This is a genomic window from Microbacterium sp. JB110 (assembly GCF_003335195.1).
Classification (GTDB): domain Bacteria; phylum Actinomycetota; class Actinomycetes; order Actinomycetales; family Microbacteriaceae; genus Microbacterium.
Genome location: NZ_QPGM01000001.1, coordinates 664,250 through 681,159 on the forward strand (window position 1 = coordinate 664,250; position 16,910 = coordinate 681,159).

Genomic DNA, 16,910 nt, shown 5'->3' on the forward strand with positions numbered 1-16,910 from the left:
ACCGACGCCAGTATTGCCGGAGGCCACCGTAGGGTTGACTACCAAGATTGGTTGTACACCTTCGCTCAAGGCGGTATGTCTATGACGGTCGTGAGGAACGATACCGATGAAGCCGTGTATGAGGCGACGACCGATGACACGCTGACAGTGCGCGAAGTCATAATGAACTCCGTGTCAACTCTCGAAACTCCAGCAGGGTCTTCCGCCTACGACACGTCCGAAGATCCGCTGTCCTTCACCGAGGCGCGCTACGCTTGCGAGGGCAACACGCTGAGCATCACCACGGAAGGCGGAGCGGTAGCTTTCGGCCGTGAGCACTGACGGCAGGCTGATGGTTCCGCTGGTTCAGCGACGCTGCAGCAGATAAATGTATCCGCCGCCCACGGCGTTATCCCAGACCATCGTGTCGGCATCCCACGCCATCACCGTGTAGCCGTACTCTCCGCCACCCCACTCGATCCGGGTGCTGTTCAGCACCACATTCGCGGCGTTCTCCTCGTGCTCCGTGGCACCGGGAACATGCTGGCAGTAGAGCATGCGATCTGGTGAAGGGAAGACGAATCGGTGATCGTTGGTTACTGCTTCGAAACCAGACCCCTCATCGGTGTGGGTATGCTGCCACGAACCGACCAGCACCTCTGCGAGTTCGCCGTCCTGCGCGTCTGTGGCTTCAGGAGCAGCTGAGATTTTCGGTGAATCCCAATCACAGGTCTCTTCCTGTGCTTGCTCGTCGCTCGCTTGGGTAGGCGATTCCTCTTCCGGTTCTGCGTTCGTCTCCTGTGCCGGGCTGGCGGGCGTGGAGACTCCCTCCTCGAGCTGGGGCGGACTCTCAGGCGCGCATCCCACCGCCACAGGCGCGACAACGGCACACACGGCAATCACTGCGCCCCACTGTCTCTGCCATGCCGGCTTCACTGCACGAACCATTGCGAACTCCTTTTTGCGCCAAGCCGACCGGGGTCTCATTCGATCATCATGCGCTCACACGGTGTTCACAGAACAGGAGTCTTCCCTGCCGCAGACCAGAGCACGAGGGAGGGTGCCTCTGCGCGAATTCGCGAGACAGCTTCCTGAGCGAACTCAGAATCTGCCTGCGTTGTTCCAAGGGCATCAGAGAAACCGCCGAGCAACCGCCAGGTGTCGGCGGCGGTGCCCATCAACCCCAACTCTTCAGCCTCACGCGCGACGACACGCAGCCTATCAGCATCTCCGACGAGCACAGCACGACTATGACGCACCATTAGAGCTAATAGTCCACCACCTGCGAGCGCTGATGCTTTCTCGATGATGGCTGCGGCTTCGCTAACCTGTACGCCGAGGCGAGTAACGCAGTGCGCAAGAATCCCGGCGAAGAATGTGTGCCGGGTCGTGAGCATCAGCTCCGCACCATCCAGTAACAGTAGTGCCGCTTCTTCAACGAGGCCCTCGGCGTGTGCGGATTTCCCAGCTGACCAGGCATGCAACATCATCACCTTTGGGTCTGACTCCGCAATCTCAGGAACCGCCTCGAACGCGGCCTCCGACTCAACGATTCTTCCAGTGGCGCAGCTAGCCGCGCCGAGGAGTGCTCGTGCAGCGGGGAGCAAACCAGCGAGGTCGCGCCATTCCAAGTGCTGCACCGCAATGGTTGCGGTCTGATACGCCTGTTCTGCGTCACTTGAGAACAATTGCGAGAAGCCTAGGGCGTACGCTGACAGGCCAACTCGTTCAGGTGCTCCTCGGAATTGTGCGTCGATCCTCTCGCGGAGCCGTCGCTGAGTCGACAGCACGTCGCCGGTGTTCGACAGTGCCATGATCTCAGCGAGCTCAAGGAGCATGGTCCCGCCGGGAACATAGTTGAGGGCGTCCACTGGCAGGCGTCGAAGCTGGATGAACGCACTCTCCGCTTGACTGAGCGGTCCGCTGATGACGGCAGCCAGTGCGTGTGTGACCAGACCACCAGCAGTAGCGACCTCGGGAGGAACGTGAGCTTGGGGCGGAAGATCCGCACTCAGACCCGCAACCGTTGCCCAGCGGGTTGCGGCAAGTTCCAACTCCACCACCTCGACCGGCGAGTCTACGGTGGCGCGCGTCTCATCGATCAGATCGAGCGCAGCTTCTGCGTTGAGCTGTCGGACGCCGAGATAGTCGGCGTGTGCGATCGCAAGCGCCGTACGTTCTGCGGCGGTGACGGGCAAATCTCGTGCGGCCGCGAAGTGCGCAGTTGCCACCTGCGGCTCACCGAGGATCGAGGCAGCTTGCCCCGCAATGCGGTGCGCTCGCGACATATGAGAGCCATCGGGGTTGGATTCATCCCGATCAATCACCTCTCGGGCCGCGCGTAGGGCGAGACGCTCATCGAATGCGCTCAGCGCTTGTTCGGCGAGCGCAAGCGTGCCTGCGACGTCGAGCGGACCCGGGAGTCCAAGCGCGAGCAGACACGCGCGCTGCTGTGCTTGAGGACGTGCGGAAGCCGTGTCGCTGCGCAATGTGCCGACGACCTCGCTGGTCAACTCTTGCCAGCGCATCACCGAGATTCTGGATCGTAAAATCTCGCTGTCCAATGCTCGTCTCAGACGGAGCCAACCGACTTCCGTGAACTCGAGCAAGCTGCCGCGTGATAGCTCTGTTAGATCCTCGTCTGCCTCGGCGGGGTACTCTCCAGCGATAGCAATCTTCGCCACAGCCTCAAGCTCGGCCTGATCGAGTTCATCGAATTGGTCCCCCGCGAGTTGCGAAAGCCGCTGGGTGGGGGCGGGCAGTCCCTGCAACGACCAGCCGTGCTCGGTTTGAGTGAGCCGACCGGTGCGGAGCGACCCGGTGACGAGTTCACGCAAATGCAACGGGTTACCGTCGGCGACTACTGCAAACCGTGGTCCCGTGTCAGGAGTGAGCCCCGAGCCTCGCACCATCTGCACGACCAACTCATCTGCCTCGGCGTCTGAGAGCTTCTCGACCGTTGCCTCGGTAATTTCGCCGCTGTCGTACAGAGCCTGAATTTCGGGCGGAGCGAGAGCCAGGTCTCGGACGGTCAATATTGCCGGTACCCGAGATATGTGAATGAGTTGCGTGACAACGAACATCGAGATCTCGTCGAGTTGGTCGACGTTGTCGATCAATATCACAGTCACTGACCGGCGGCGAACGAAAAAGTCGATGAGGCTGGCCGCGGAGGTGTGTATGTCGGAGTCGGTGCCGTCAACTCCCGCAAACACCCCGAGTGGAATCTCTCTGCTGAGGGCACTCGCTGTCAATAGCGGTGCTGAGCCTGCGCCTTTTTCGATCACGGTCTTGACGGTGCGAAGAAGGTGAGTTTTTCCCATCCCTTGCGCCCCGGTGAGCAGGAGTGCGCCATGCGTGTGTACCAACCGGGCAAGCGTCGTCGCTTGGTTCGAGGTCACTGTGACAGGAAAGTTACTGATCGCTTCTGAAGGGGTGGTCTCGGCCTCTGAAGGCTTTACTGGAGGCCACCGCAATAGGGTTGCGGCAGGCTTCTCTTCCAGAATCATGATGTGCAATTGGCCAAGCATGCCGTTGGGCTCGACGCCCAGGCGTTCGCTGAATGTCTCTCTGGCCTGAGCGAATATGTCGAGGGCTTCTTGAGGGTGACCCGCAAGGTAGGTTGCCGTCATGAGCTGCCCCCACGCGCGCTCACGCAACGGATCTTCGGCGACGAGTTGGTGGATCTTGGGAATCACGTCCAGGTGCCGTCCGCGGGAGAGGTCCAGGTCGATGCGGTCGGCCAGCGCGATCTCGAAGAGTTTCTCCAGGCGTATCGCCTCACCGTGCAACTCCTGGGATCCGTCGATACCCGCAAAGGCGGGACCACGCCAGAGCTCCAGTCCTTCGTTCAAACATTCGGATGCTTGATTGAGCAGCCCTTCGGCAATCAGCCAGTCGGCCTGACGGCACAATTGCTCGAAGCGAACAGAGTCGATATGCACCGTCGCGGGATCGATGCGGTACCCCCGGTCGAGCAGATCGATATCCACTGGAAGTGCCGCCCGCAGCCGCGAGATGCGAGCTTGTAAAGCGTGGGCGGGATCGCGCGGAAGGTTCTCGCCCCACAGATCGACGACGAGGCGGTCCAATGCGACCGGACTTCCCTGGGCGACGAGCAGACATGCAAGCAGCGTCTCTTGCTTCGGTCCGCCCAATGAGATCTCGCGACCGTCGGAGGAAGCCCGCATGGTCCCGAGGAGATGGACGTTCAGCACCTCCCACCTCCATCAGCATTGACCAACTGCGCCAGCGACCGGCCGATGCCGACGTCGCGTTGCACGGCACCCTGTCGGGATAAAGGTACTCCCTACGATGCCCCAGCGTCGATGAATCACATCGATGAACCTGCCACTACTCTTCGGTGGCTATCACGTAACCCATCTGAATGTCTTCTCCTTCGCCGTATCCGACGATGGAGAGGTTCCAGACCTCGCTGTTCGCGGGAATCATGTACATTCCGGTCGGGGTGCCACCCGAGGCTCCGATCTGGCGCAACTCAGGGGTGATTCCGGACGCCGCGAGCGCCTCATCGAGAGACTCCACGAGCGCATCGAACTCAGCCGGGGTGGTGAGATTCACGCCTCTCAGTGTCCCATCATCCTCGTCGGCTTCCACCGTGCTGACCACGGCGTACTCACTGGGCAGTGGCAGCTCGGCCGGGAACCAGTCGGGAATCTCACCGTCCACCCCAGCGTCGACCGTGACGGATTCGCCGTCGTCGCCCTCAATGGTCACCGAATCCCCGTCCTCATCGACTGCGACCTCAGGAACATCTGGGGTCCCGCCGCAGCCGGTGAGGCCCCCCCAGCGCGAAGATCAAGGCGATGCTGATCCATCCCTTCTTCTGTGCGTGCTGAGTCGTCATGTGTTTGCTCCCTTGCTGCTGTGTCCGCCGCGCCCATGTGTTCGCGCATCCCTGCATGCGCGATGTGGACACTTTCATTAGATGTCCAGCCACTCACACAGCGCTCACACGGGCGCAGCACACGTCACTATCGCGCCTCATCGGCCTCGTGTGTGAGCGTCATGTGAGTGCCGTCGCGTTGGATGAGTGCAAACCCCGTTCTTGACCGACACGTAAGGAGCCCCGATGGCTCAGGATTTGCATGCGAACCGCCGTGATCTGCGGTCTCAGGCACACGGAACACGCGGGTGGAAGTTGTTCCGTCCTGCTCGCAGAGCGGGGGCACTCCTCACCTCACTCGCCCTCGCGCTCGGCGGCGTGGTCGCAGGGACCACAGCAGCCTCGGCGGCCCCATCTGACCCGATCGCGATGCCCGACGACGCGCTGCGCGCCTGCGTCAACGCTGAACTCGGCCAGACGCCCACCGTTCCGATCACCGAGGCGCAGGCGGCCACCGTCGCCACGGTCGATTGCCAGAGCGCGGGGGTGACCGACCTCACCGGTCTGGAGCATTTCACCGCCGTGGAGACGGTATGGCTCAACAACAACGACGGCATCGCGAGCCTGGATCCGTTGGCGAATCTGACGACGACAACGAGTCTGAGTCTCAACAATGCCGGGGTGTCCGACGCGGATCTGACGGCCCTGGGACAGCTGACGAGCCTGACCTCCCTGGGGCTCGCGTCGAACGGCATCACCGATCTGTCCGTCGTGGTGGACTTTCCCGATCTGAGGAGCCTGCACCTTCGTAACAACGGCATCACCGATCTGTCCGACCTTGCTGGCCTGACCGATCTGACGAGCCTGCACCTTGGCGAGAACGACATCGCCGACGTGTCGGACCTGGTTGGCTTGAGCAACCTCGAGTATCTCTATCTCAACGACAACGAGATCACCGACTTGAGCCCGCTGCCGACTCTCAGCCTGACGATCTTCGATGCCGCGGATCAGGCGGTCGAACTGGGTGATCTCGTGGTCGACGAGGCCGCGGCCAACCCCGTGACCGACCGGGATGGCGATCCGGTGGCGCTGGACGATCTGTACGACACGGGTGCGAACACGTTCACCCCGACGGCCTTGGGTGCGGGCAGCATCGGCTGGGACGACGGCAACGACTTCACCGGCGCGCTGTCGTTCACCGCTGTGGAGCAGGCAGTGCTGATCGCGATGCCCGACGACGCGCTGCGCGCCTGCGTCAACGCTGAACTCGGCCAGACGTCCGCCGATCCGATCACCGAGGCGCAGGCGGCCACCGTCACCACGGTCGACTGCCAGAACGCGGGGGTGACTGACCTCACCGGCATGGAGCATTTCACCGCCGTGGAGACGGCGTGGTTCGCCGTCAACAGCGGCATCACTGATCTGACCCCCCTCTCTGGCCTGACCACGATCGAGTCCCTTGACCTCCGTGCCACCGGCATAGCCGATGACGATCTGCCCTCGCTGAGCCAGCTGGCGAACCTGGAGAGTCTGAGCATGGGGGACAACGACATCTCCGACATGTCGGTCCTGTCGAACTTCTCGAGCTTGATTCACTTCTATGCGGGCCTCAACGACATCTCCGACGTCTCCGCCTTGGCCGGCCTGACCGATCTCCGGCTTCTCTATCTCGCTGAGAACGAGATCACCGATGTCTCGCCCTTGGCGGGACTGATCAACCTCACAGATCTATACTTGAACGACCAGACGGTGAGGATGCCGACCGCTACCGTGAACAGCATGACACCCAATCCGGTGACCGACGTCTCTGGTGATGCGGCGGTGGTGAGCTCGTCCGAGGCTGACTTCAGCTACAACGCGACTCCTCCCGCATGGTCATTCTCGACCATCGGCACCAAGGACATGGCGTGGAACACCTCGGTGAGTGTTGGGAACGTGGCCGCCGCGCAGTTCTCCGGCATGATCAGTCAGCGGATCAGTCCCGCTGAGGTGGCACCCGAGATCCCCGAGGTGACGCAGGCGGCCTGTGTGGACGGCGACATCGTCGACCCGCAGATCACCCTGCCCGACACCGAGGGCGTCGACTACGCGATCGACGGCACGGTGGCTCCCGGTGAGACCGTGACGGTGCAGGCGACCCCCGCTGAAAACTATCGCCTCGTCCTCGGTCCCGGCACCGACTGGACCGGGAACAGCGACGGCATCTACGCCGAACTCGTGATCGTCCTCGACGAAGTCGACTGCGCCCCCGTGGATCCCGGGCCCACCGTGATCGATGCGCCGAACGGTGATCTGCCGGTCGATGACCCCTGCGGCCCCGACAACGCCACGTGGATTCTGCCCACCGGCGATGATGTGCCTGAGGGCTTCAGTTGGGTCGTCGATGACGACGGCCTACTGACCGCAGTCACGAAGGCCGGCTACGTGTTCTCCGATCCCACCGGGGACATGGACCCGAATCGGCGAGAGTACGGCTACGCCCCCGACACGAACGAATCGTGCCAAGTTGACACGGATACTCCAGGCGACGAGGACACCCTCGCGGCCACGGGTGGCCCGGGGCTCAACGGAGCGATTGCGGCGGGCACTCTGCTCGGTATCGGCGGACTGCTGCTTCTGCTAGCACGACAGCGCCACAACGCATAGGCAGAGTGGGGAACAAGGAACAATGACTGACTCTCCAGACCCCGATCCCGAGGTTGACGCGCGAAGCAGGGGCGACGGATTCGATCCTCAAGTGGGTGGCCTCGTCGCCTACTTAACGTGGATCGGCGGCCTCATCATGCCACCCTCATCGACGGTGGCGCGCCCGGCTGGCTGCACCTGATCGTACTGCTGTGCATCTACAACGCCTTCAAGTTCCTCATCTACGGCCCCATCAGCCTCGTCCGGCTCGTCGCCGTCCGGCATAGAGAGCGCCGCCAAGCGCAGGCCGGTGTTCCCAACGCTGAAGGCCCGCCCGTTCCACCTACCGGGCATGCGGCACTATCGAGCGACGAGCACAGGCCGGCGAATCTCGGCCGAACCACGGCTGCGCCCGGCGCCTGACAGAACCCGACTGATCGCGCTGATTCTGCACATCGCAGATCAACTCCACGCTCAGGAAATCGATGAGCGGCAGCGCCGTATCGGTGACCACCTTGATGCCGACGACTCCGCACCCACCGGATCGTCGGTGGACGAGCAAGGAGACAGGAATGACACTGACGATGCCGACCGCCACCACGGATACGTCGCCGCTGATGACAGCGGTGACCTATCAGCGGGTCTCGACCAAAGAGCAGGCGGCGAAAGGAGGGCGTGACGAGGGGTTCTCGATCCCTGCCCAACGCAAGGCCAATCACGGCAAGGCAGCCGACCTGAAGGCGAAGATCGTCGCAGAGTTCAGCGATCCCGGCTACTCGGCCAAGACCATGAACCGGCCCGATCTCCAGCGGATGCTCAAGTACATCAAGACCCACCAGGTCACCTACTGCATCGTGCACAAGGTCGACCGCCTCGCCCGAGACCGTCTGGTCGATCTGCAGATCCACAGCGCGCTCATCGAAGCCGGAGTGACCCTGATATCGGTGACCGAAAGCATCGACGAGACTCCCTCCGGCACTCTCGTCCACGGCGTGATGTCTTCCATCGCCGAGTTCTACTCCCGGAACCTCGCCGCAGAGGTCAGCAAGGGTCTGATCCAGAAGTTCGAGACCGGCGGCACACCCATGCGCGCCCCCATCGGCTACCTCAACATCCGCAAGCACGACGAGCAGGGCCGCGAGTACCGCACCGTCGAGATCGACCCCGAGAGAGCACCGCTCGTGAAGTGGGTGTTCGAGCAGTACGCCACCGGCGACCACACGGTTGTGGACCTCCTCGCTGCCGTCACCGCACGCGGCCTGACCACCGTGCCCACGCCGAAGCGCCCCTCCGGGCCGGTGGCGCGCTCCGGGTTCTTCAAGCTGCTGCGCAATCCGTACTACATCGGCATCGTCCGCTACCGAGGGGCAGAACAGACCGGCACTCATGAGCCGCTGATCGACATCGAGACCTGGCAGCAAGTTCAACGGCTCCTGGACTCCCGCAAGATCGCCTCTGAGCGACGACGCTCTCACGACCACTACCTGAAGGGGTCCCTGTTCTGCGGCGAATGCGGCTCGCGGATGCAGCTGGACTACCCGGCCAACAAGCAGGGCATCCGTTACGCCTACTACGTGTGCTCCGGACGCGCCTCCAAGCGGAAGAACTGCACCCGCCGCGCCGTGCCAGTCGGCATCGCCGAGCAACTCGTCGCAGACTGCTATCAAGACATCGCGATCACCGAGGCTGAGTACGCCGCCCTCGCCGCCCAGGTCGAGGCCGCGTTCGACGAACGTCTCGCCTCCCGCTCCCAAGAACTGGCCGAACTGGCCAAGAACCGCGAGCGACTCCAAAACGAGAGCGACAAGCTGCTCGCCGCGCACTTCGCCGACGCCATCGACCTGGAGACCCTCAAGCGTCATCAAGACCGCATCCGCACTGGACTCGCTGACATCGACCGCCGCCTTGCCAACGAGCACGACCAGCACGAAGGGCCACGCAAGCACCTCGGCACTGCACTGAGCCTGCTCGTGGACTGCGCCAACCTCTACGCTCGCACCGACGATCAGGGCAAGCGGCTGGCGAACCAAGCCCTCACCGACGGCATCGAGATCGACGAAGACGAAAGGGCGGCGATCCGACTCGCTGAGCCGTTCGCCGCCCTTGTGTCCGCACCAGCCTCCGCCGATGTCAGGAGTTCTAGTACGTCTTCAATTGTGGGCGATGCGGGACTCGAACCCACGACCTCTTCCGTGTGAAGGAAGCGCGCTAACCAACTGCGCCAATCGCCCTTGCTGCGGCCCGTGAAGGCCTCGATAGATACTACCGGATGTTCCGCCGCGCACCGAACCGTTGCGCATCCCGGCCGTGTCGCGCAGCGGGGCGCCACAGGTGATCCTGTGGCGCCCCGCTGGTGCTGCGGTGCGAGGCTCAGCGAGCCTCCATCGCGTAGCCCTCCTCGCCGTGCATCACGGTGTCGACGCCAGCGATCTCGTCCTCGTTCTTCACGCGGAACCCGATCGTCTTCTGGATGACGATGCCGATGATGTATGCGGCGATGAACGAATACGCCATCACGGCCACCACACTGATGAACTGCACCACCAGCTGCGCGATGCCTCCGCCCAGGAACAGGCCGGTGCCATTGCCGAAGAGGCCGATCCAGAGCGTGCCGATCACGCCGCCGACGAGGTGCACACCGACCACGTCGAGCGAGTCGTCGAAGCCGAACTTCCACTTCAGCTCGATCGAAAGCGCACAGGCGACACCCGTGACGACGCCGAGCAGGATGGCCCAGACCGGGTCGATCGACGCACAGGCCGGAGTGATGGCGACCAGACCGGCGACAGCACCGGATGCCGCGCCGACTGACGTCGATTTGCCGTCCTTGAACTTCTCCACGGCGATCCAGCCGATGATCGCAGCAGCAGGGCACACCATCGTGTTGATGATGATCAGGCCCATCTCGGTGTTGCCGCTCTCGCCGAGCGGCGCCGGGGTGAGACCGCCGTTGAAGCCGAACCAGCCGAACCACAGCAGGGTGGCGCCGAGCATGACCAGCGGCACGCTGTGCGGCTTGTTGATGCCCTTCTGGAAGCCGACTCGCTTGCCGAGCACGAGCGCCAGCGCCAGCGCTGCGGCACCCGCGTTGATGTGCACCGCAGTACCGCCGGCGTAGTCGATCACCTCGACAGCGCCGTCGAACATCCAGACGCCGAGCTCCATGATCCAGCCGCCGCCCCACACCCAGGCTGCGACCGGGAAGTAGACCAGCGTGACCCAGATGCCGGCGAACAGCATCCACGACCAGAACCGCGCACGGTCGGCGATCGCACCGGAGATCAGCGCCACCGTGATGATCGCGAACGTCGCACCGAACGCCGCGCCGATGCCCGCTTCACCCGTCGGGTCGTCTGAGATGGTCTCGACCAGGCCGAGGTCGCCGAGCGGGTTGCCGGCGAAAGCCAGCGGGTTGTCGACCGCCGTCATCGCGAAGCCGTACAACACCCACAGCACGGCTGTCAGGGCGAGGCCTCCGAAGCTCATCATCATCATGCTGACGACGCTCTTGGCCTTCACCAGCCCGCCGTAGAAGAACGCCACCCCAGGCGTCATCAGCAGTACGAGCGCGGTGGAAATGGTCAACCACGCAAGGTTTCCGCTATCCATGTGATTCCTCTGTGTCAGTGCAATGGATCCGGTGAACCGGATGTGCCCCCATCCTGACGATGCGGTTTTCCGCAGAGGTGTGCGGCGCGTTTCGACTGCGTTACGCAGCCGCTCCGTGCGTTAAGTTCATGTTTCGCACCCCGCACAGTCCTCGACGAGGAGTGCGGCGCCCGCTCAGGAGTGCGTCGAGGCGTTCAACCGCGACACGGCGCGCAGATACTTCTTGCGGTAGCCGCCTGCGAGCATGTCGGCGCTGAAGACGTCGTTCAGCGCTGTGCCCGTTGCGCGGATCGGGAGCTGCGCGTCGTAGACGCGGTCGACGAATGCGACGAAGCGCAGCGCTTCCGACTGATCGGTGATCTGGCGCACATCGCGCAGACCGACGGCCTCGACATCGTCGACGAGCCGGATGTACCGCGAAGGATGCACGTGCGCGAGATGCGACAGCAGCTCGTCGAAGGCGTCATCCGACACGGTCGTGCCGGCGGCGTCGAGTGCCTCGTTGTACGCGTCGTCGTCCAGCACCACTGCGGCGCCGTCGAGCGAGCGCTGACGGAAGTCGACGCCGTCGATCCGGATGGTCTCGAAGCTGTCGGCCATCGCGTGGATCTCCCGAAGGAAGTCCTGCGCGGCGAACCGGCCCTCCCCGAGTGCGTTCGGCGGGGTGTTGCTCGTCGCCGCCAGACGTGTGCCGGATGCCACCAGCTCACCGAGCAGACGCGTCATCACCATTGTGTCGCCTGGATCGTCGAGCTCGAACTCGTCGATGCACAGCAGCGCCGAGCCCTTCAGCAGGTCGACGGTGTTCCGATACCCGAGCGCGCCGACGAGCGCCGTGTACTCGATAAAGGAGCCGAAGTACTTGCGCCGTGCCGGCACCGCGTGGAACACTGCGGCCAGCAGGTGCGTCTTGCCGACGCCGAACCCGCCGTCGAGATAGACGCCTGGCTTCATCGGCGCCGTCTTCGGCTTGCGTGAGAACAGACCTCGCTTGGCCGGCTCGGCACCGGCTGCGAAGGCCGTGAGCTGCTCCTTCGCCTCCGCCTGCGACGGGTGCTCGTCGTCCGCACGATAAGAATCGAAGGTCGCCTCGTCGAACTGAGGCGGCGGCACGAGACTGGCCAGCATCTCCTCGCCTGAGAGGTGAGGGTTGCGCTCGGTGAGGCGCACGCGGCCGGTTACCGTGCCGATCTGTGTCATATACCGTTCGTTTCGCTGTGTGACGCACGCGCAGGAAGGCACGGTGCGGGTACCCGCGGGGGCGCCTAAGCTCGTATAAGGACGCAACAAGTCTACGTCTGTTCGGTTCGCACCGATCGCACGCTACTCAGGCAGGAGCTCAGCCATGGCCGTCGCATCCGATCCCTCCCCGGATTTCGCCCAGTTCGCCCATCCGGAACGCCTCGTCACGACGCAATGGCTCGAGGATCACCTCGGCGATGACGGCCTCGTGGTCGTCGAGTCGGATGAGGATGTGCTGCTGTACGAGACCGGCCACATCCCCGGCGCCGTCAAGGTCGACTGGCACACCGAGCTCAACGACCCCGTCGTGCGCGACTACGTCGACGGAGCGGGGTTCGCGGAGCTGCTCGGTGCGAAGGGCATCTCCCGCGACGACACCGTCGTGATCTACGGCGACAAGAACAACTGGTGGGCGGCCTACGCGCTCTGGGTGTTCTCGCTGTTCGGGCACGAGGACGTGCGTCTGCTCGATGGCGGCCGCGACGGTTGGATCGCCGAAGGCAGGGCGATCACGACGGAGCCCGCTGGTCGGCCCACAACCGACTACCCGGTCGTCGAGCGCGACGACTCCGTGCTTCGCGCCTACCGTGAGGACGTGCTCGCACACCTCGGCAAGCCGCTCATCGACGTGCGCTCCCCTGAGGAGTACACGGGCGAGCGCACCACTGCGCCCGCATACCCCGAGGAGGGAGCGCTGCGCGCCGGACACATCCCCAGCGCTCAGAATGTGCCATGGGGCAAGGCCGTGGCCGAGGACGGGCGGTTCAGGTCACGCACCGAGCTCGAGCAGATCTACCGCGATCAGGCGGGCATCGGCGATGCGAGCGACGTCGTCGCCTACTGCCGCATCGGTGAGCGCTCCAGCCACACCTGGTTCGTGCTGCACCACCTGCTCGGCATCGAGAAGGTGCGCAACTACGACGGCTCATGGACCGAATGGGGCAGCCTCGTGCGCGTGCCGATCGTCACGGGCGCAGAGGCGGGAGAGGTTCCGGCGGCGTGAGCGAGCAGGTTCCCGCCGCACTGGCGGAGATACGGGACGAGTTCCTGGAGCTGCCGGAGCCCGAGCGGCTCCAGTTGCTGCTGGAGTTCGCCGATGAGCTCCCGGAGATGCCGGCGGAATACGCCGACCATCCGGAGCGCACCGAGCGAGTCGCCGAGTGCCAGTCGCCCGTGTTCATCGTGCTCGCACTCGACGAGGACGGTCTCGTCCGGATGCACGCATCGGCTCCGCCAGAAGCACCGACCACGCGAGGCTTCGCCAGCATCCTCGCGCAGGGACTGACGGGCCTCTCCCCCGACGAGGTGCTCGCCGTCCCAGTGGACTACCCGCAGTCGATCGGCCTGACCAGGGCGGTCTCACCACTGCGCATCTCCGGCATGACCGGAATGCTCATGCGCGCCAAACGCCAGGTGGCCGCGCTGGCAGCGTGAACTCTCATCTGAGCCGGTCGTGAGTGCGTACTCGGCGGCTTCGCACTTGCGACCCTCAATCGCTCGTCACGAACACGCGAGCGCGCTCGCTTCTCGCTCAATCGCATGCTCACGACCGGCTCAGTCTGTCTCCTGGGCGAGGCCCTGGGCGGCGAGCCAGTCCCTGATGGCCGTGTTCCAGCGCGCTTCGTCGTAGTTCCACAGCTTGGTGTGGCGGGCGACGGCGAACCTCGGCATCGTGACCAGGTCGTCCCGCTCCTCCGCCAACGCGCGCGACGCGTCGACGGGGACGTAGCCGTCGTCGTCGCTGTGCAGGATCAGGATGGGTTCGCGCAGCTCGGACGCACGCGCCACCATGTCCAGATCGTCGAACCGGATGCCCTCCCCCGCACGAGCGGCACGCGACACCCATGGCGTCTCGAGCATGCCCATGGTGGCTCTCGCCGCGATCGACGGCACGCCGATCGCCTTCGCCTGGAATTCGAGCACGGTGCGCCATTCGACGACGGGAGAATCCAGGATGACGCCGGCGATGCGGTCGCGGTGATCCGTGTTGACGAGAGTCTGCAGGACGATAGCGCCGCCCATCGACCACCCCATCAGCACGACGCGACGCGCCCCGTGCTCGAGGGCGAACTCGATCGCGGCCTCGATATCCGGCCACTCCGTCGTGCCCAGCCCCTGCAGACCGGTCGGGCTGTCAGGGGCGACGCCGTCGCTGCGGTACGAGACGAGGAGCGAGGTGATGCCCGCTTCCCGCAGCACGGGCAGCGCGCGGACCGTCTCGCTGCGATTCGTGCCTCTGCCGTGCACGACCACGGCCCAGGTCTCGTCGTGCGCTGCGCCCTGGACGGATGGGACCAGCCATGCCGGCGCGGGGCCGACCGGCGTCGGGATCTCGACATCGTCGTACGGCACGTGGATCTCATCCGGCGTTTCGAAGTACCACCCGCTGAACGCGCCCCATTGACCGATCGTCTCATCGTGGCCGACGTGAGTGAGCAGCTTGCGCGTGACGGTCTCGTCATCGGAGCGCAGCACCACGCCGATCTTGAGGTAGTTGATCGTGCCGTTCGAGAAGATGCCGTAGCGTCCAGGCAATTCTGTGTCAGGCGATCGCGAGATCCTGATCGTCTGTGCGGCGGTGTCGATTCCGAGTATCTCAAGATCCGCCGCCCGCGGGGACGGCGTCACCACCGAACGCGCGACACGGGCCAGCCGTGACCCGACAGCGCCGACAGCGCCGAGAACGAGACCGATGCCGACACCGGCGAGAACGAGACCAGCGCCGACGGACCCGGCGCGCCTGGAGAGGTTCATGACACCATCACTCTAATCTGTCGGCGTGATGACTTCCGGCCACGATGACTCGTTCGAAGCTCTCGAGTCGCGCGTGCGCGAGGCCGAATTCCGCGACGATTTCGTGGTGCGCGAGATACCGTCGCCGCAGGGCCTCGCCCCGCAGGCGCTCGCCCTCTCCGGCGACGTACGGCCGGACGAGTCGGGCGACTCCCCTTATGGCACCGGCCGTTTCGTGCTGCTGCACGATCCGGATGAGCCCGGTGCCTGGCACGGACCGCTGCGGATCGTCTCCTTCGCACAGGCGCCGCTCGAGCCCGAGATCGGCACGGACCCGCTGCTCGCCGACGTGACGTGGTCATGGCTGATCGATGCGCTCGATTCGCGCGGTGCAGAGCACCACTCCGCATCCGGCACGGCCACGAAGATTCTGTCGACCGGTTTCGGCTCACTCGCCGGCGAGGGCAACGGCGCCCAGATCGAACTGCGCGCATCGTGGTCGCCCGTCGGTGATCCTCGCGCGCATGTCGAGGCGTGGGCCGAACTGGTGTGCATGCTCGCGGGCCTCCCGCCCGGTTCGGAGAAGATCGCCGTATTCGGCGCTCGGAAAGCGGAACGTGACTGATAACTACAGCGTGATCGACACCACCGACGGATACGACGAGGCGGTGGCGGCGCTCGCATCGGGGCACGGCCCCGTGGCCGTGGATGTGGAGAGGGCATCCGGTTTCCGCTACTCGCAGCGCGCCTACCTCGTGCAGATCTTCCGCCGCGGTTCCGGTGTGTTCCTGTTCGACGCGCCCGCCTTCGACGACCACGCACCCCTGCACGAGGCGATCGGAGAAGCGGAGTGGGTGTTCCACGCCGCCAGCCAGGATCTGCCGTCGCTGCGTGAGATCGGTCTGGTGCCCCGTTCCCTGTTCGACACCGAGCTGTCGGCACGGCTCCTGGGCTGGCCGAAGGTCGGCCTCGCTGCCGTGACCGAGCGCACGCTCGGAATCGAGCTGAGGAAAGAGCACTCGGCCGCGGACTGGTCGACCAGGCCGCTGCCCGATTCGTGGCTGGAATATGCGGCGCTCGACGTGCTGCACCTGCTCGACGTGCGAGACGAGCTGGCCGCGGCGCTCGACGATGCCGACAAAGCTGACTGGGCGACCGCGGAATTCGAGCATGTGCGCTCGATGCCGCCGAAGCCACCGCGGCGCGACCCGTGGCGCCGACTGAGCGGACTTCACCGCGTGAACGGGCGCCGCCCGCTTGCGATCGCCCGCGAGCTGTGGACGGCGCGCGAGGAGTACGCGCGGGAACAGGATGTCTCCCCCGGCCGGCTCGTTCCGGATCGCGCACTTGTCGCCGCCATCATGGCGTCGCCGACCTCGAAGTCGCAGCTGGCCGGACTGAAGGAGTTCACAGGCAGGGCGAGCCGCACACAGCTCGACCGGTGGTGGAACGCGATCGACGCAGGGCGCAGCACCACGGACCTTCCCCCTGATCGGCTTCCCGGCGACAGCCCGTATCCGCCGCCGAAAGCATGGCGCGATCGCAACCCGGATGCTGATCGCCGGCTGAAGCAGGCGCGCGCCGCTGTGGCGGAGCACGCCGATGAGCTCGAGGTGCCAGCAGAGAACCTGCTGACACCCGACCTGCTCCGCCGTGTGGCATGGGATCCGCCGGTGCCGCCCGCGCAGGATCCGGTTGCCGATGCCCTGCGTGCGGAGGGTGCTCGTGACTGGCAGATCGACGAGACGGCGGGCATCATCGCTGAGGCGTTTGTACAGGCCGCCCAACCAGTCGACGATGCCGCGGAACCCGCTTCGTAGACACTGCCCAACCGACTCGCCCCCGCCGTGTGGGATCCCCATAGGCTGGAGGCATC

General features: G+C 64.7%; 13 protein-coding genes and 1 tRNA gene. 7 read left to right on the forward strand and 7 right to left on the reverse strand.

Annotated features, from left to right (window positions below; genetic code table 11):
- Nucleotides 1-81: 81 nt before the first annotated feature.
- The gene (locus tag CIK77_RS03140; protein WP_087054536.1) at nt 82-321 is read left to right on the forward strand and encodes a hypothetical protein; all 240 of its coding nucleotides are present in this window, start codon (nt 82-84) and stop codon (nt 319-321) included.
- Between the two features lie 24 nt (nt 322-345).
- Here the strand turns inward: CIK77_RS03140 and CIK77_RS17505 are convergent, their stop codons facing one another.
- The 3 genes from CIK77_RS17505 to CIK77_RS03155 form a co-directional block, all read right to left on the reverse strand.
- A complete protein-coding gene (locus CIK77_RS17505) occupies nt 346-927 on the reverse strand; it encodes a hypothetical protein (RefSeq protein ID WP_140403512.1) in 582 nt (193 codons plus the stop codon).
- A gap of 65 nt (nt 928-992) precedes the next feature.
- Nucleotides 993-4,196: an AfsR/SARP family transcriptional regulator gene (locus tag CIK77_RS03150; protein WP_249268537.1), complete on the reverse strand. Its 3,204-nt coding sequence runs from the start codon at nt 4,194-4,196 to the stop codon at nt 993-995.
- A 136-nt stretch (nt 4,197-4,332) separates the two neighbouring features.
- Nucleotides 4,333-4,716 carry a hypothetical protein gene (locus tag CIK77_RS03155; RefSeq protein ID WP_087054534.1) on the reverse strand — a complete coding sequence of 128 codons (384 nt, stop codon included), beginning with the start codon at nt 4,714-4,716 and terminating at the stop codon, nt 4,333-4,335.
- Nucleotides 4,717-5,071: 355 nt separating this feature from the next.
- Between CIK77_RS03155 and CIK77_RS03160 the strand changes: the two genes are divergently transcribed.
- Nucleotides 5,072-7,471: a leucine-rich repeat domain-containing protein gene (locus CIK77_RS03160; RefSeq protein WP_087054533.1), complete on the forward strand. Its 2,400-nt coding sequence runs from the start codon at nt 5,072-5,074 to the stop codon at nt 7,469-7,471.
- Between the two features lie 596 nt (nt 7,472-8,067).
- Nucleotides 8,068-9,648, forward strand: a complete 1,581-nt coding sequence (locus CIK77_RS03175) for a recombinase family protein (protein WP_249268544.1) — start codon at nt 8,068-8,070, stop codon at nt 9,646-9,648.
- Here CIK77_RS03175 and CIK77_RS03180 read toward each other — a convergent pair.
- From CIK77_RS03180 to zapE, 3 genes are all read right to left on the reverse strand, one after another.
- Nucleotides 9,608-9,681: transfer RNA gene (locus tag CIK77_RS03180), tRNA-Val, on the reverse strand. The genes CIK77_RS03175 and CIK77_RS03180 overlap by 41 nt on opposite strands.
- A 139-nt stretch (nt 9,682-9,820) precedes the next feature.
- Nucleotides 9,821-11,059: an ammonium transporter gene (locus CIK77_RS03185; RefSeq protein WP_087054530.1), complete on the reverse strand. Its 1,239-nt coding sequence runs from the start codon at nt 11,057-11,059 to the stop codon at nt 9,821-9,823.
- A gap of 174 nt (nt 11,060-11,233) precedes the next feature.
- Nucleotides 11,234-12,259 (reverse strand): cell division protein ZapE, encoded by a 1,026-nt coding sequence (gene zapE, locus CIK77_RS03190; protein WP_087054529.1) that lies wholly within the window; start codon nt 12,257-12,259, stop codon nt 11,234-11,236.
- Between the two features lie 145 nt (nt 12,260-12,404).
- Between zapE and CIK77_RS03195 the strand changes: the two genes are divergently transcribed.
- Both CIK77_RS03195 and CIK77_RS03200 read left to right on the forward strand, forming a co-directional pair.
- Complete coding sequence (locus CIK77_RS03195; RefSeq protein ID WP_087054528.1) at nt 12,405-13,304, forward strand: sulfurtransferase; 900 nt, start codon at nt 12,405-12,407, stop codon at nt 13,302-13,304.
- On the forward strand, nt 13,301-13,735 hold the full coding sequence (locus CIK77_RS03200) for a SufE family protein (RefSeq protein ID WP_249268536.1): 435 nt from the start codon (nt 13,301-13,303) through the stop codon (nt 13,733-13,735). The genes CIK77_RS03195 and CIK77_RS03200 overlap by 4 nt, the downstream gene beginning before the upstream one ends.
- A gap of 120 nt (nt 13,736-13,855) precedes the next feature.
- On the opposite strand, the gene CIK77_RS03205 is transcribed toward CIK77_RS03200, so the two are convergent.
- Complete coding sequence (locus CIK77_RS03205) at nt 13,856-15,055, reverse strand: alpha/beta hydrolase family protein (protein ID WP_087054526.1); 1,200 nt, start codon at nt 15,053-15,055, stop codon at nt 13,856-13,858.
- 28 nt (nt 15,056-15,083) lie between these two features.
- Here CIK77_RS03205 and CIK77_RS03210 point away from each other — a divergent pair, with 28 nt between their 5' ends.
- Nucleotides 15,084-15,659 (forward strand): DUF3000 domain-containing protein, encoded by a 576-nt coding sequence (locus tag CIK77_RS03210; RefSeq protein ID WP_087054599.1) that lies wholly within the window; start codon nt 15,084-15,086, stop codon nt 15,657-15,659.
- Nucleotides 15,652-16,854: an HRDC domain-containing protein gene (locus tag CIK77_RS03215; protein ID WP_249268535.1), complete on the forward strand. Its 1,203-nt coding sequence runs from the start codon at nt 15,652-15,654 to the stop codon at nt 16,852-16,854. The genes CIK77_RS03210 and CIK77_RS03215 overlap by 8 nt, the downstream gene beginning before the upstream one ends.
- The last annotated feature ends 56 nt before the right edge of the window (nt 16,855-16,910 follow it).